The organism is Pseudoxanthomonas japonensis, from assembly GCF_010093445.1.
Lineage (GTDB): Bacteria > Pseudomonadota > Gammaproteobacteria > Xanthomonadales > Xanthomonadaceae > Pseudoxanthomonas_A > Pseudoxanthomonas_A japonensis.
Genome location: NZ_PDWW01000001.1, coordinates 97,838 through 112,300, shown reverse-complemented (window position 1 = coordinate 112,300; position 14,463 = coordinate 97,838). Strand labels below are relative to the sequence as shown.

Annotated in this window: 13 protein-coding genes; 5 read left to right on the top strand and 8 right to left on the bottom strand. The window is 69.9% G+C overall.

Annotated features, from left to right (window positions below; genetic code table 11):
- The first annotated feature begins 130 nt into the window (after window positions 1–130).
- Window positions 131–1,210, top strand: coding sequence for a PQQ-dependent sugar dehydrogenase (locus tag CSC78_RS00485; protein ID WP_238391128.1), 1,080 nt, complete (start codon window positions 131–133; stop codon window positions 1,208–1,210).
- On the opposite strand, the gene CSC78_RS00480 is transcribed toward CSC78_RS00485, so the two are convergent.
- From CSC78_RS00480 to CSC78_RS00460, 5 genes are all read right to left on the bottom strand, one after another.
- Window positions 1,211–1,567: a lipid-A-disaccharide synthase N-terminal domain-containing protein gene (locus CSC78_RS00480; protein ID WP_162335946.1), complete on the bottom strand. Its 357-nt coding sequence runs from the start codon at window positions 1,565–1,567 to the stop codon at window positions 1,211–1,213.
- Window positions 1,564–2,298 (bottom strand): glycosyltransferase family 2 protein, encoded by a 735-nt coding sequence (locus CSC78_RS00475; RefSeq protein ID WP_162335945.1) that lies wholly within the window; start codon window positions 2,296–2,298, stop codon window positions 1,564–1,566. The genes CSC78_RS00480 and CSC78_RS00475 overlap by 4 nt, the downstream gene beginning before the upstream one ends.
- Window positions 2,299–2,323: 25 nt before the next feature.
- The gene (locus CSC78_RS00470; protein ID WP_162335944.1) at window positions 2,324–4,000 is read right to left on the bottom strand and encodes a phosphoethanolamine transferase; all 1,677 of its coding nucleotides are present in this window, start codon (window positions 3,998–4,000) and stop codon (window positions 2,324–2,326) included.
- On the bottom strand, window positions 3,997–4,722 hold the full coding sequence (locus CSC78_RS00465; protein WP_162335943.1) for a phosphatase PAP2 family protein: 726 nt from the start codon (window positions 4,720–4,722) through the stop codon (window positions 3,997–3,999). The genes CSC78_RS00470 and CSC78_RS00465 overlap by 4 nt, the downstream gene beginning before the upstream one ends.
- Before the next feature lie 116 nt (window positions 4,723–4,838).
- Entirely contained in the window at window positions 4,839–6,545 is a 1,707-nt protein-coding gene (locus CSC78_RS00460; protein ID WP_162335942.1) for an ArnT family glycosyltransferase, read from the bottom strand.
- 135 nt (window positions 6,546–6,680) lie between these two features.
- On the opposite strand from CSC78_RS00460, the gene CSC78_RS00455 reads away from it, so the two are divergent.
- Genes CSC78_RS00455 through CSC78_RS00445 form a run of 3 tightly spaced genes read left to right on the top strand, consistent with a single transcriptional unit; the run spans window position 6,681 to window position 9,344 of the window.
- Window positions 6,681–7,373: a response regulator transcription factor gene (locus CSC78_RS00455; protein ID WP_162335941.1), complete on the top strand. Its 693-nt coding sequence runs from the start codon at window positions 6,681–6,683 to the stop codon at window positions 7,371–7,373.
- Window positions 7,370–8,629 (top strand): sensor histidine kinase, encoded by a 1,260-nt coding sequence (locus tag CSC78_RS00450; RefSeq protein ID WP_162335940.1) that lies wholly within the window; start codon window positions 7,370–7,372, stop codon window positions 8,627–8,629. Before CSC78_RS00455 ends, CSC78_RS00450 begins: the two co-directional genes overlap by 4 nt.
- A gap of 58 nt (window positions 8,630–8,687) precedes the next feature.
- The gene (locus tag CSC78_RS00445) at window positions 8,688–9,344 is read left to right on the top strand and encodes an MliC family protein (RefSeq protein WP_162335939.1); all 657 of its coding nucleotides are present in this window, start codon (window positions 8,688–8,690) and stop codon (window positions 9,342–9,344) included.
- Between the two features lie 55 nt (window positions 9,345–9,399).
- On the opposite strand, the gene CSC78_RS00440 is transcribed toward CSC78_RS00445, so the two are convergent.
- The 3 genes from CSC78_RS00440 to CSC78_RS00430 form a co-directional block, all read right to left on the bottom strand.
- A complete protein-coding gene (locus CSC78_RS00440; RefSeq protein WP_162335938.1) occupies window positions 9,400–10,062 on the bottom strand; it encodes a DUF3011 domain-containing protein in 663 nt (220 codons plus the stop codon).
- Window positions 10,063–10,144: 82 nt separating this feature from the next.
- Window positions 10,145–11,374, bottom strand: a complete 1,230-nt coding sequence (locus tag CSC78_RS00435) for a multifunctional CCA addition/repair protein (protein WP_162335937.1) — start codon at window positions 11,372–11,374, stop codon at window positions 10,145–10,147.
- Window positions 11,375–11,504: 130 nt separating this feature from the next.
- Window positions 11,505–13,481, bottom strand: a complete 1,977-nt coding sequence (locus CSC78_RS00430) for a transglycosylase SLT domain-containing protein (protein ID WP_202924085.1) — start codon at window positions 13,479–13,481, stop codon at window positions 11,505–11,507.
- 63 nt (window positions 13,482–13,544) lie between these two features.
- Between CSC78_RS00430 and CSC78_RS00425 the strand changes: the two genes are divergently transcribed.
- On the top strand, window positions 13,545–14,342 hold the full coding sequence (locus CSC78_RS00425; RefSeq protein WP_238391116.1) for a sulfite exporter TauE/SafE family protein: 798 nt from the start codon (window positions 13,545–13,547) through the stop codon (window positions 14,340–14,342).
- Window positions 14,343–14,463 lie beyond the last annotated feature (121 nt).

The window sequence follows — 14,463 nt, the reverse complement described above, 5'->3', positions numbered from 1 at the left end:
GTCCTCCTGCCAGCGGGCGACCGTGAACGAAGAGGGCGTGACGGCGGTCGTGGCGTCCCGAACCGCATCGGTGGTGCCGCCGTCGGTCGTCGCGTTGCCGCCACCGGCGACGCCGGAGACCGGGCGCGTGATGGCCGGATTGTCGCGAGCCCGCCTGGTGCCCGACCCACCGTTCACCAGTACGCCGGCCGCGACCTTCAACGAGCCCTGGGCGATGACGTTCCTGCCCGACGGACGCCTGCTGGTGACGGAGAAGTCCGGCAAGCTGCGGCTGGCCAACGTCGCCACGGGACAGGTCGGCGAGGTCGTCGGCGTGCCGGCCGTCGCGTACGGCGGCCAGGGCGGGTTTGGCGACGTGCTGCTGCATCCCCGTTTCGCAGACAACCGGCTGGTCTATCTCAGTTACGCGGAAGCCGGCAGTGGCGGCACCCGTGGCGCGGCGGTGGCGCGTGCGACGCTGCAACTCGACGCCAGCGGCAACGGCGGCAGCCTGTCGAACCTGCAGGTGATCTGGCGGCAGCTGCCCAAGGTGAGTGGTGAAGCACACTACGGGCACCGTCTCGCGTTCGGGGCGGACGGCAAGCTGTGGATCACCTCCAGCGACCGGCAGGCGTCGACGCCCGCGCAGGACCTGCAGTCTTCGCTCGGCAAGCTGATCCGGCTCAACGACGATGGCAGCGTGCCACCCGACAATCCGTTCGCCGCGCAGGGCGGCATCGCCGCGCAGGTCTGGACGCTCGGGCACCGCAACATGCTGGGAATCGCGTTCGACAATGCCGGGCGCCTATGGGTCCACGAGATGGGACCCAAGGGCGGCGACGAGCTGAACCTGATCGAGCGCGGCACCAATTACGGGTGGCCGGTGGTATCGAACGGCGACAACTACGACGGCACACCGATTCCGCGCCACTCCACGCGTCCCGACTTCAACGCGCCGGAAGCCTGGTGGACGCCCGTGATCGCGCCGGCCGGCTTCGTGATCTATTCCGGCAACCTGTTTCCGTGGTTCCGTGGCAAGGGGTTCATCGGTGGCCTGGCATCGCAGGCACTGGTCGAGATCGAGTTCGACGGCACGCAGGCGCGCGAGTCCCGGCGCTACGCGATGGGCAAGCGCATCCGCGAGGTCGAACAGGGGCCGGATGGTGCGTTGTGGCTGCTGGAAGACGGCAGCGGTGGACGCCTGTTGAAGCTCACGCCGAACCGGAGCTGATCAGCGCACCGGATGCGCCCGCGCATCCGCGCCGGTGGCGGCCTGTTCGCGGCGGTGGCGGATGTCCAGGTACAGGCTGTAGGCGGCGGTGAACGCCGGCAGCAGGTTCTGCACCACGCCCACGGCATCCTGTTTCGACGAGAAGATGAAGTAGCTGAGCGCCATCAGGCTGCCCGCCAGGCTCATGTACCAGAACAGGCGCGGGATCACCGGCCGGCGTGCGCGACGCGAGGCGACGAACTGCACCAGCCAGCGCGCGCCGAACAGCGCCGCGCCGGTCAGGCCGATCAGTTTCCACGGCGTCATGTGCAGGCCGGTCCAGGCCAGCCATACCAGTTCCTGGTCCATCGCGCTCATGGCTTGCGCCCCAGGTTGAGCTCGCTGATGGGGGTCACGTGGCTGCGCTGGATCAGCCACGACACGCCGATCAGGTCGCGGATGCCGACCAGCGCACGGCCGAGGTTGGTGTACTTGGACTGGCCGGTGCCGCGCGGGCGGTGCGAGACCGGCACGCTGACCGTCTGCCAGCCGGCGCGCTGCATCAGGGCCGGCAGGTAGCGATGCATGTGGTCGAAGTAGGGCAGGTCGAGGAAGGCGGCGCGCTCGAACAGCTTGATCCCGCAGCCCGTGTCGGGCGTGTCGTCGCGCAGCAGGCGCTGGCGGATGCGGTTGGCCCAGCGCGAGGCCCAGCGCTTGCTCGCCGAATCCTTCCGGTCCACGCGCCAGCCGGCGAACAGGCGCACCTGCGGGTTTGCGTTGGCCCGGGCGGCGAGCAGCTTGAGGATGTCGGCGGGGTCGTTCTGCCCGTCGCCATCGAGGGTGGCGATCCACGGCGACAGCGCGTGCTTCACGCCGGTGCGGATGGCCGCGCTCTGGCCGCTGCGCTGCTGGTGCAGCAGCACGCGCAGCTCGGGCACCTCCGCCTTCAGGGTGGTGAGGACGTCGCGTGTGCCGTCGTCGGAATGGTCGTCCACGCAGACGATGTCGAAGGCCACCCGACCGCGCAGGTGGGACACCGTTTCGTGGACCAGTGGCCCGATGTTCTCGAGTTCGTTGAAGACGGGGATGACGATGGAGAGGCTCGTCATGGCGGCAGGCTCGGGTTGGGTGGCGTCATGCTCCTCCCCGGCAGGTCAGGAAAATGTCGTGGTCCGGCCGGTAGAGGGCCGTCTTCACGTCCGTCAGGCCCAGGACGGTGTGGAACAGGCCGTCGTGGCTGCGCGCGCCGGCCGCCTGCCGGCGCAGGCAGGCGGCATCCAGCGCGGTCGAGGCGCGCCAGCCCTGGGAAAACCAGGCCACCATCGGCACCTCGAGCTGCTCGCGCGGGGCGATCGCGTATGGCATCCCGTGCAGGTACAGGCCTTTCTCGCCCAGCGACTCGCCATGGTCCGAGACATACAGCAGGGCGGTGTCGTAGTCCTCGAGGCCCTTCAACTGGTCGATGGCCGACGCCAGCACGTGGTCGGTATAGCGCAGGGCGTTGTCGTAGGCGTTGGCGATCTGCGCGCGCGAGCAGCGCTCCAGGTCCGAGGTCGCGCAGACCGGCGAATAGACGCCGAACGCGGCGGGATACCGTTCGGAGTACGTGGGCCCATGGTTGCCCAGCATGTGCAGCACGATGACCTGGTCGCGCTTCTGCCCGCGCGCGGCATCGGCCAGTCCCGACACCAGGATGCCGTCGTAGCAGCGCTTGCCGTTGCACAGTGCGGCATCGGTGCGCGCATGCAGGTCTTCCACGGGCAGGCCGTCGCATACGCCCTTGCAGCCGGACTGATTGTCGCGCCACAGCGTGGCCACGCCGGCACGTTGCAGCACGTGCAACAGCGATTGGTGGCTGCGGATCTCCTTCTCGTCGTAATGTTCGCGGCCCCAGGGCGAGAACATGCAGGGCAGCGAGACTTCGGTGCTGCTGCCGCAGGCGGTGACGTGCGGGAAGTTGAGGACGTCGCGCTTCGCCAGTTCCGGCGTGGTCTGGCGTGCGTAGCCGTTGAGCCCCCAGTTGGCGGCGCGCGCGGTCTCGCCCACCACCAGCACCAGCAGGCGCGGGCGGCGCATGGTGGCGGCGGGCGACTGCACGGCATCCTCGCCGATCGGTTGCAGGACGCGCTTGTGCCCCGGAGGTTCTTCGCTGACCACCTTGGCCAGCGACACCAGCACGTTGGCCGGCGTGACAAGGTAGCGCACTTCGCGCTGGTTGCGCAGGAAGGCGGTCAGCTGCTGGGTGGAGGGCAGGACGCCCAGCACGCCGGTCACCACCATGCCGGCGAGGAAGGCGGCGCGCATGCCGAGCGCGCGCGTCCACCGGCGATCGCGCAGGCGCACGCGCCAGATCACCAGCAGCGCCGGCAGCGCCGGCAGCGCCACCAGCAAGGGCATCAGGATGTCGCCGCCCACCAGATCGCTGGCTTCGCGCCAGTCCGTATGCAGCACGTTGCGGATCATGTCGGCGTCGATGTAGATGCCATACGCCGCCATGTAGTGGCCCGCCATTGCCGCCACCACCACCAGCGCCGACAGCACCACGCGGGCGGTGCGGCGCCACACCAGCAGCGACAGCCAGATGCCGTGCACGGCCGTGACCAGCAGGAACAGCGAGAGCGTCCAGCGCCACTGCTGCCAGGGGTGCGGTGCGGCGGACTGCCAGAACACCGCATTGGCGAACAGGCTGAAGTACAGGCAGGCGAACAGGATCAGCGCCTCTTGCGACACCCGCGGGCGCGTCCGCACCAGCGCAAGCAGGCGCTGCCAGCGCGAGGGAAGCGCGGGATGGCCGAGGACCGACGCGCTCATGCGTGCGCCTCCGTGTCGACGCCCGGCCTGCGCCAGGCGGCGAGGCGGTCCACGCTGCAGGCCACCGCCCAGCACACCGCCAGGCTGGCGATGTCGTGCGACAGGAAATGCGCGCCACGCAGCTGCTGGGCCAGCCCGAACACGAGACCGGCCAGCAGCCCGGCCGCCAAGCCGACATGGCGCCAGCACGGCGCGACGGCCAGGAAGAAGAAGTACAACGCCACCCAGGCGTAGCCACCCGCGGCATGCGCGGCAGGGAAGCAGCCGGGCGCGCCGAGTCCTGCGGGCCGATGCTCGAACAGCGCGACGAACGGGCGGTCTCCGCCGAAACCGGCCAGGTCCCACGGACAATCCATGTGCGTGGTGGCCTTCAGCCATGCCACCACCGCGGTCGAGGCGAGCACCGCCACCAGCAGCCGCGCGGCAGGGCGGGTCCAGCGTTGCGCGGAGGGCGTGCGCCAATGCCACAGCGTTGCCGCCAGCACGCCCGCCCAGGCGAGCTGGCTGAGCAGGCGGCCACCGCGGTGCAGCAGCGTCTCCAGCACGACGCTGTTCTTCAGCGACCATGCGTCGCCCTGCTGGTGGAAGAGCCACGACGCCCAGGCATGGTCGAGCGATTGCGCCGCCAGCCACGCGGCCACCAGCAGGATCACCGAAACCGGCAGCAGGCCCGGGAGGCGCTGCTCGGGCACGACAGTCAACGAGGTCGGAGAAGCGGACATGCGGTTCGCACGGAGGGGAGTGCGCGCATGCTGGTCACCGCGATGTCGTAGCGCAGTCGGACCGCTGTCGGAGCTGCGTTAAACGCCGCGGGGTGCCGTGCGATGTTGTTCGGCGTTCAGTCTTCGCTGACGTCCGCCGACCAGTCCGCTGGCACGTCGCATCCCTCGATCCATGCGCCGCCCGGCGCAAGGATCCAGTCGCGCCGGTTGGACGCGCCGATGTCGATGACCTTGGCGGGATCCAGGCAGGGCCCGATGGCCTCCTTGCGCAGGAACAGCCAGCGCTTGCCCGGCGCTTCCAGCAACCAGGCGTGCGCGTGCTGCCACTGGTCCACCCAGGGCTGCTTGAAGCCGAAGTCGGTGACCGGCCGGTCGGCCTGCAGCAGGTGCTGTTCGCGCCAGCCGAGCATCGCGAGTTCGGCATCGGGACCGATGCGCTCGCCCACGCGCTGCATGAGCGCCCTGGCTGAACTGTCCGGACTGATCGCAGGAATGAAGCCCATGCCGTACGCGGTCCACAGCGCGGCGGTGACCGCGACCAGGGCAGCGGCGACGTGCCGTCGCGCGGACACCATCGCGACCAGTGCCGTGATGGCGAAGCCCAGCAGCCAGCGTCCCATCCGCGCCGCGGTGGCCATGTCCATGCCCCGGCCATCGAGCAGTGCCTGCACGCGTTCGGGCGGAGCCAGCAGCAGCCAGGCTCCGAGCGCCCCCGTGACGAGCACCAGGGCCGACAGGTAGGTCCACAGCACCGCACGCACGCCGCGTCGCCGCAGCAGACCCGGCAGCAGTGGCGACGCCGCCACGGCCAGCGCCGGCAGCATCGGGAAGATGTAGACCTCGCGCTTGCCCGGACTGGCGCTGAAGAACACCAGCACCAGCAGCGCCCAGCCCAGCAGCAGTGCGTACCGCGGATCGACGCGGCGCAGGCGTCGCCACCAGGCCGGCAGCAACCAGGGCGCCAGCAGCACGCCCGGCAGCCACAGCGTCAGCATCGTCTGCAGGTAGTACCAGGCCGGCTTCACGTGGTGCCATGCGTTGGCGTAGCGCGTACCGGTCTGCTTGAACAGCATCTCGCGCGCGTAGGCATGCAGCGCGGGATCGGCAGAGGTCAGCGCGACCGACAGCATCGGCACCAGCCAGACACCCGCGCCCAGCAGGAAACCCGCCACGCCGGCCAGGGCATGGGCACCGCGATGCGCGGGCAGCGTCTGCGGCGACTTCCATCGCACCCACAGCCACGGCAGGAACACCAGCAGCGGCAGGAAGCCCACGCCCTTCGTCACCGTGCCCAGCCCGGCCGCGAACGTGCCCAGCGCGAGCAGCCACGGGCTCGGCTTCTCCAGCAGGTAGCGCAGCAGCGCCCACAGCGACAGCGTGGTCATGCCCACCAGCACCATGTCGATCTGCGCGCGCTTGGCCTGCAGCGCGAACTGCAGGCAGACGAACAGGCCGAACACGGCGTACGGTACGGCGCGACGTCCCCACAGGCGGCGCACAAGATCGCCGGACAACCACAGCGTCAGCAGCGCGGCGAGCAGCGACGGCAGCAGGAACGCCACCTGCCAGCTGCGCACCATCCCGTAGCTGGCCGCCTGCAGCCACATGAACGTCGGCGGTTTCTCGGCGTACAGCTCTGTGCCGCGGTGGGGGAACAACCATTGCCCCGTCTCCACCATGGTCCGCGCGGCGAGCACGAAGCGTGGCTCGTCGGCGGGCATCGGTTCGCGCAGGCCCAGCCCGGCCAGCAACGCCCACACCATGAGCGCGGCCAGCAAGGGGGTCTGCCAGCGCGGCGCAAGTCGGAGGTGCATCGATCGCATGGGGGGGGCGGTTGTCCGGCAAGTCGGTGCGCGATGGTGGATCATGGCGCGTAAGAGATTCGTCGGAACTCCGACGTCGCTTCGACGTCCGGCCTGCCATGCTGCCGGTCCTCTTTCCTCGCGCGGGTCCTGCCGATGCGGCTGCTGGTGATCGAAGACAACCGGAACCTGGTGGCGAACCTGTTCGACTACTTCGAGGCGCGCGGCCACACGCTGGACGCGGCCCCGGACGGCGTCACCGGGCTGCACCTGGCCACCACGCAGGCCTACGACGCGCTGGTGCTCGACTGGATGCTGCCGCGGCTGGAGGGCCCGGAGGTCCTGCGGCGGCTGCGCGAGGAGCACGACTCCAGCCTGCCGGTCATCATGCTGACCGCACGCGATGAACTGCCGGACAAGATCGCCGGTTTCCGGGCAGGCGCCGACGACTACCTGACCAAGCCGTTCGCCTTGCCCGAACTGGAGGTGCGGCTCGAAGCCCTGATGGCGCGCATGCACGGACGCCAGCGGCGCAAGGTGCTGGAAGTCCACGATCTGAAACTGGACCTGGGCACCCTGGAGGTCACCCGCGCGGGGCAGCCGCTGCACCTGTATCCGGCCTGCCGCAAGCTGCTGGAAACGCTGATGCAGGCCAGTCCGGCGGCGGTCACCCGCCAGCAACTGGAACACGCGCTGTGGGGCGACGATCCGCCGGACGGCGACATGCTTCGCTCCCACATCTACGAGCTGAGGCGCAGCGTGGATGGGCCGTTCCCGGTCAAGCTGATCCAGACATTGCCAAGGACGGGCTACCGTCTCGCACTTCCCCACGACGCGGGGGGCGCGTGAAGCCCCCCCGCAGTCTGCACACGCAGATCCGGCGCCTGCTCGGCGGCTACGCCGTCCTGCTGGCCGCCGTCATCCTGCTGGTCTTCGCGGATGATTTCCTCGAGGACAGGGTGTGGAAGTCGCTGCTGCAGCGGGAGATCGCGCACCATCTGCAGCGGCAGGCGGAGGACCCGCAGCATGTGTGGCGGGACACCGGCACGCTGCAGATCTACAGCGCCCCGGGCCGTCCGCCCCCGCCCGCATTGTCGATGCTGCCCCAGGGGGTGCACGACGATTTCTGGTTCGGCGGGCGCGAGAACGTCGTGCTGGTGCAGCGCGTGCGGGGCGTGGACTACTTCGTCGTACGCGACATCACCGGCATCGAGACCATCGAGGACGCGCTGCTGCTCGGATCGCTGGGGCTCGCGTTCGTCGTCCTGATCATCGTCGGCGTGCTGGTTGCCCGCGGCGTGCGCAATGCGCTGCGCCCGCTGTCCGACCTGGCCCGCGACATCGGCACACTGTCCCCCGACCGCGCCGGCCGGCGCGTGGCCGTGGAACACGATGCCAGCTCGGAGCTGCACGTCATCACCAATGCGCTGAACGACTATCTGCGCCGCCATGATGCCTTCGTCGAGCGCGAGCGCATCTTCATCGATACCGCCAGCCACGAACTGCGCACGCCCATCGCCATCATCGCCGGCGCCAGCGAGCTCGCGCTGGGGCGCGACGACCTGCCGGGGTCGGCGCGCCAGCAGGTGCTGCGCATCCACCGGACCGCGCGCGACGTCGAGCGGCTGATCGCGCTGCTGCTGACGCTGGCCAAGGATCCGGCACGCTTGTCGCGAAGCAACGAGGTGGTGCCGCTACATGAACTGCTGCCCGACATCATCGACGACCATCGCCACCTGATGGAGGGCAAGGACCTGTCGGTCGTCATCGACGACCTGGCGCCATGCAGCGTGGCGGCACCGTTGCACATCGTGCAGGCGGCGATCGGCAACCTGCTTCGCAATGCCATCGAGAACAGCGACAGCGGCGAAATCCATGTGGGCCTGGACGGCGACGCCACGGTCACCGTGCAGGATCCCGGCCACGGCATGACGCCCGAGGACATCAGCCGCCTCTACGCGCAGATGGCGCGCGGCGGTGGCCGCGAGGGTGGAGGCATCGGCCTGGACCTGCTGGCACGCCTGTGCGAACACCTCGGCTGGACGCTGTCGATCCAGTCGGCGCCCGGGCGCGGCACGATCAGCCGCCTGCGGCTGTCGCGCTGAAGGCCGCCGTCACGCGCCTGGCGCTAGCATGCGCATCCGCCCTCGCCGGAGCCTGTCGATGAAAGCACTCCTGTCCTGCATCGCATTGCTGCTGCTTGCCGGATGCAAGCCCGAGGCCGTCGCGCCCGCAGCCACCGTGCCCGGGCCGGCGGATACCGGTGCCGCGGCGACCGCGGTTCCCGCCGGGCAGGCCGACGCCGCCACGACCGCCGCCGTGGTCCCACCCTCGTTCGATTGCGCCAGGGCGGCGAGCGAGGCGGAGAAGCTGGTCTGCCGCGATGCCGAACTCGCCGCGCTGGATCGCCAGCTGGCCGCGAGGTACGCCGAGGCGAAGGACGCCGATCCCGCCGTGCAGCGCGGCTGGGCCAAGGGGCGCGACGAGTGCTGGAAGCAGCAGGACCTGCGCCTGTGCGTGCTGGACGCCTACCGCACGCGCCTGGTCGAACTGGCCATCGCCGCGTCCGGTGCGGCCGTGCCGAAGCCGGTGGCGTTCCGCTGCAGCAACAACCGCGAGCCGTTCACCATGACGTACTACAACGACATCGATCCGCAGGCCGCGGTGATGATGCTGGGCAACGACCAGGCCATCGTGTTCCCGCAGCCGGCGGCCAGCGGCGCCAAGTACGGACGTGTCGGCGTCGAGTACTGGGAGCACCAGGGCGAGGCCAGCGTCGACTTCTTCGGCAACAAGCTGAGCTGCACGCCGGTCAAGTGATGCGCCAGCATGCGCGCCGCCGCGATGGCGGGCGCGCCTGCGCCGCGCATCGCTGTCAGCGCACCCGGCGGTAGCGCACCTCGTTGTGGCGGTCGCCGAGCTGCGTGGTCACCAGGCCCTCGCGTGACCGGTCGATGTCGAACGACGTGCTGCCCACGTTGAGGCGACCCTCGTTGATCCAGCCATCCACGGTCTGGTCGCGCGTGCGTGCGCTGGCGCGCCCATCCGCTCCGATGGTCAGGGTAACGTCGCGGTCGTAGACCGGGTTGTACCCCTCGAACGTCCCGATCATCCACGACGGTACATACGAGGTGTGCCGCGGCCCCTGGTAGCGGTCGTCGTCGTACTTGTCGTCCTTCTTGTCGGCGTTGTGCGCCAGGGCGCCGAGGATGGCGGCGCCGATCAGCACGCCGGCGGCGACCTTGGCATCGTGGTCGCTGCCGTGGTGTCCCGATGAATCGGTGTGCACGCGGAACGTGGCGCGGCAGCCGTCGTCCACCCAGATCTCGCGGCGGTCGTAGTCCCAGGTGCGGCCCTGCGTGCAGGCCGTGCCCGACAGCTGTCGGTCCAGCGTGACGTAGCCGGCGGTGGCGATGGCGCAACTCTGGTAACGGTCGTTGCGGCTTTCGCAGGTGATGGTGTCGTCGGCCCGGGCATCGAAGCCCCAGAGTCCGGCGCCGGCCAGGCAGGCATACAGCAGGGTGCGCGTGCGTTCCATGTCGATCCCCTTGGTGCGGTGAGCGGCCCCGACGCCGCGAACGCGACGATACCCCGTGCGGGATGACGATGGCGCGCGCGGATCAACCGCCGGTCTGACGGGCGCGATGTACCGCCGCCACCCGTGCGGCTTGCACGGCGGCGCCGATCTCCGGCCCCGTCATGCCCTCGCGCACCACGTCGCGTGCGCCGACACGGCAGGCCGCCTCGTGCAGGCGCACCAGCGCGCGGCCCTGCGGATAGTCCGCGTTCTCGCTGCCGCCGCGGCCCCGCTTGTCGGCCTCGCAGACCGTGGCCAGCCACGGGATGCGTTCCGGCCGCCGGAACGCATCGCAGCGCGTGAGCAGCTCGACCACGGTCGCATCGCGCAGTTCGGCCAGGCGGTGCACGTTGAGGTGTTCGCGGCAGGCCATCACCGCCAGCTCGCGGTGGTCGACCGGCACCTTGAGCCGTTCGCACAGCGCGATCACCGGCTTCACGCCGGCATGTTCGTGGCCGATGTGCTTCGGCAGGACGTTGGCCGGTGTCAACGCCTTGCCGAGATCGTGCACCAGCGCGGCGAAGCCGATGCGCGCGTCGCCGGGCGCGAGCCGTGCCGCCATGTCGCTGACCATCTGCTGGTGGATGCCGGTGTCCACTTCCGGGTGGTACTCCGTACGCTGCGGCACGCCGTACAGCGCGTCGACTTCGGGCAGCACCACGGCCAGCGCACCGCAGGCGCGCAGCGTGGCGAGGAAGGCCGAAGGCGTCGCCGAGGCCAGTGCGCGGCGCAGTTCCTGCCAGACGCGCTCGGGCACCAACGTGTCCAGTTCGCCGCCGGCGACCATGTCCCGCATCAACGCCATCGTCTCCGGCGCAACGGTGAACCCGAGCGATGCGAAGCGCGCCATGAAGCGGGCCGCACGCAGCACGCGCAACGGATCCTCGACGAAGGCGTCGCCCACGTGGCGGAGCACGCGCGCCTCGATGTCGCGTGCGCCGCCGTAAGGATCGACCAGGGTGCCGTCCTTGTCCTGCGCGATCGCATTGAGGGTGAAGTCGCGCCGCTGCAGGTCTTCCTCCAGCGTCACCGAGGGATCGGCATCGACGACGAAGCCGCGATAACCCCGGCCACTCTTGCGCTCGGTGCGCGCGAGGGCGTACTCCTCGGCGGTGTCCGGATGCAGGAAGACCGGGAAGTCGCGGCCGACCGCCTTGAAGCCCTGCGCCTCCATCTGCGCCTGCGTCGCGCCGACCACGACCCAGTCGCGGTCGCCGGGCTCCAGGCCCAGCAACCGGTCGCGTACCGCGCCACCGACGAGATAGGTTTGCATGGCGGCATGATGCCGGATGGGTGTGCCCACTGTCTGCGTGGGGGTTGGTGTGGGAGCGACGTGAGTCGCGATGGCGCAAAGCAGACCTGATTCGCGACTTACGTCGCTCCCACAGCAGGCGCTATCGGCCTCAGCTCTTCGGCATCTGCGCCGTCGGGCAGGTGAAAGCCTTGCGCTTCGCCTGCACGCGGCCCATCAGGCGGTCGCTCACCGGCAGCGCGGTGCCGTTGAGGCGCCAGTCGTAGATCACGCTGAAGGCCAGCACGCGCGCGACGTACTCGCGTGTCTCCTTGTAGCTGATCGTCTCGATCCAGATGTCGGGATCGACGCCGGGGCGCTGCGACTGCCAGCGTGCCGTCGGTGCCGGCCCTGCGTTGTAGGCGGCGATGGCGACATAGGGCACGCCGTATTTGTCTTCCATCTCGCGCAGGTAGGCGGTGCCGATGGCGATGTTGGTGTCGGAATCGTAGAGGCTCGCCGCGCCGGCATACGGGATGCTCCACCGCTTGGCGACGCCGGCGCCGGTGGACGGCAGCACCTGCATCAGGCCCATGGCGTTGGCGCCGGAGCGCGCCTTCGGGTTGAAGATGCTTTCGGCGCGGATCTCGGCCGCAACCCAGGCCGGATCGATGTCGTGCTTCGCCGCTTCGCGCTTGATGGTGTCGCCGTGGTGCAGCGGGAAGCGCAGCTGGTACAGGCGCTGTTCGTCGGGCCGGCTCTCGCCGCGCACGCTGCCCAGCGAGAACACCGCGCGGTCGAACCAGCCGTTGTCCTGCGCGACCTCGACGGCGATGCGGCGTTGGGTATCGTCGAAGCGCGACAGCGCGTCGTTCCACTCCGCAGTCGCCCAGCCGGGACGTTCCAGCTGCCACAACTCCATCGCGCGCACGATGGCGGGATCGCGCGCGATGGCCTGCTTGGCCGTGGCGGGATCGTTGGGGATCCAGGCGCACAGCGCGTACGGCTGTTCCAGGCGGTCGGCCGCGAGGAAGCCATGGAAGGTGGGGCTGGACGCGGTCTCGCGGAACAGGCGCTGCGCGTTGGCGCGATCGCCGGTCTTCTCGCTCATGCGCGCTTCGAAGTAGCGCCAGCGGGAGTCGTTGCGCTGCGCCGGCGGCATCTTGCGCAACGCGGCGAGTGCGGCCGGCCAGTCGCCCCGCGACAGCGCCTCGCGCACGCGCCACTCGTGCAGGCGCTCGTCGTAGGCGGATTCCGGGACGTTGCCGAGCCGGCGCGCGGAATCCGGTCCGTACGATGCGACCGTCCACAGCGCGATCTGGTAGAGCACCTGGCCGCGCTCGCTTTCGCCCATGCCCAGCGCATCGGCGTACTGCGGCAGCAGGCGTTCCGCGGTGTCGGGATCGCTCTGCGCGAGCTTCGCCAGGCCGTAGGCGGCCATCCGGCGACTGCGGTCGGTCTTCGGCCAGTTCAGCGCGCGCGGATGGACCGCATCTATGAAGGCCGCGTAATCATTGGCGAGCGTGGCTTCGTCGGACGGCAGGCCACGCGCGGCACTGCGCATCACGCCGGTCTGGCGCTCGGCGGCGGCGGCCTCGATGCGTTCCCACCTCAAGGCCGGCGCAAGTCCGCCCTGGCTGGCCAGTACGTTGAACACGGGATCGCAGCCATCGGGCAGCGACTTGGCGCCCTTGCGCCAGAGCGCCTGCGCCTGCTCGGTCCACGCGGCATCGGTGCGCCCGGTGGCCTGGCGCGCCTGCAGGTGCGCACACTGCAGGGCGATACTGTCGGTCGGCTTCCAGGCAGCGAGGAAGGTGGGCCAGTCCTGGCGGCGCGCCAGTGCGGCCAGCCATACATTGCGAAGCTGCGCGGCGACGGCCTGGCCGTCGTAGCGCGCGAGCAACGCCTGCGCCTGCGCGGTCGATATCGCATCGGGGTCGCGGCGCAGCGCCGCCAGTTCGACCCATCCGTACAGCGGATGGCTGGAGAGAGAGGACAAGGTTGCCGCGTTGAAACGACCCGCCTCTGCGGCGGCGAGTGCATCGCGTATCGCCGGGCGTTGCGCCTCTAGCGACTGCGCGTGCAGGACCGGTGCGGCACACAGGCCCGCGAAGGCAACGAGTACGATAAAAGGCGAGAGACGGATCATGCGGGGACTATACCCAAGCCGCCTGAACCGACCCGTAGACAGGCCGTGATCATGAGGTGGTGCGTGGAAGGTGTGTGGATTTTCCCGGTACTGGGTGTACTGGCCGGCATTCTCGCGGGCTTGCTGGGTATCGGCGGTGGCCTGGTGCTGGTGGCCGCGCTGGCGTGGATCCTGCCGTTGCATGGCATTCCGAAAGAGGCCGCGATGCATGCCGCACTCGCGAGTTCGCTGGCGAGCATCGTGCTGACGGCCACATCGTCCGCGTATTCGCATCATCGCCGCGGCAGTGTGCTGTGGCCGACGGTCGCCTGGATGGTGCCGGGCCTGCTGCTGGGTGGCTGGCTGGGCAGCGGACTGGCGGTGTATCTGGATGACGACGTGTTGCGCTGGATCGTGGCGGGCTACTGCTTCATCGCCGGCGCGCAGATGGCATTCGGCGGCAACGCACATCCGGAAGGGCGCGGCGTGCCCGCGCCGCGTGGACCGGTGATGAGTCTGGCGGGCTCGGTGATCGGGGCGGTGTCCGCGGTCGTCGGTATCGGGGGCGGCAGCATGACCGTGCCGCTGCTGGTCGCGCGGGGCGTCCAGCCGGTGCGTGCCGTGGGTACCTCCAGCGCCTGCGGTGTCGCCATCGGCCTCGCCAGTGCATTCGGCTATGCGTTGCACGCACCGACGGGCGCGTTGCCATCGCACGCGATCGGTTACATCTACCTGCCGGCCGCCATCGGTGTCGCGATCGCCTCGGTACTCGCCGCGCCCTATGGGACGAAGCTGGCGCACCGCATCGGTGGCCAAGCGTTGAAGCGCGTGTTCGCCATCTTCATGATCGTCATGGGCATCGCCATCATCGCCAGCGGCTGAGCGCGACGCGCGACGGACGCCAGCCTGTTTCCGTTGGTGGCGTCTTGCTGACGCTTTCCAACGGAGGACAGGGTGCAGCGCTTCCCGTCCGCCACGGGAGTACGATGCGGGCAGGCGGGAG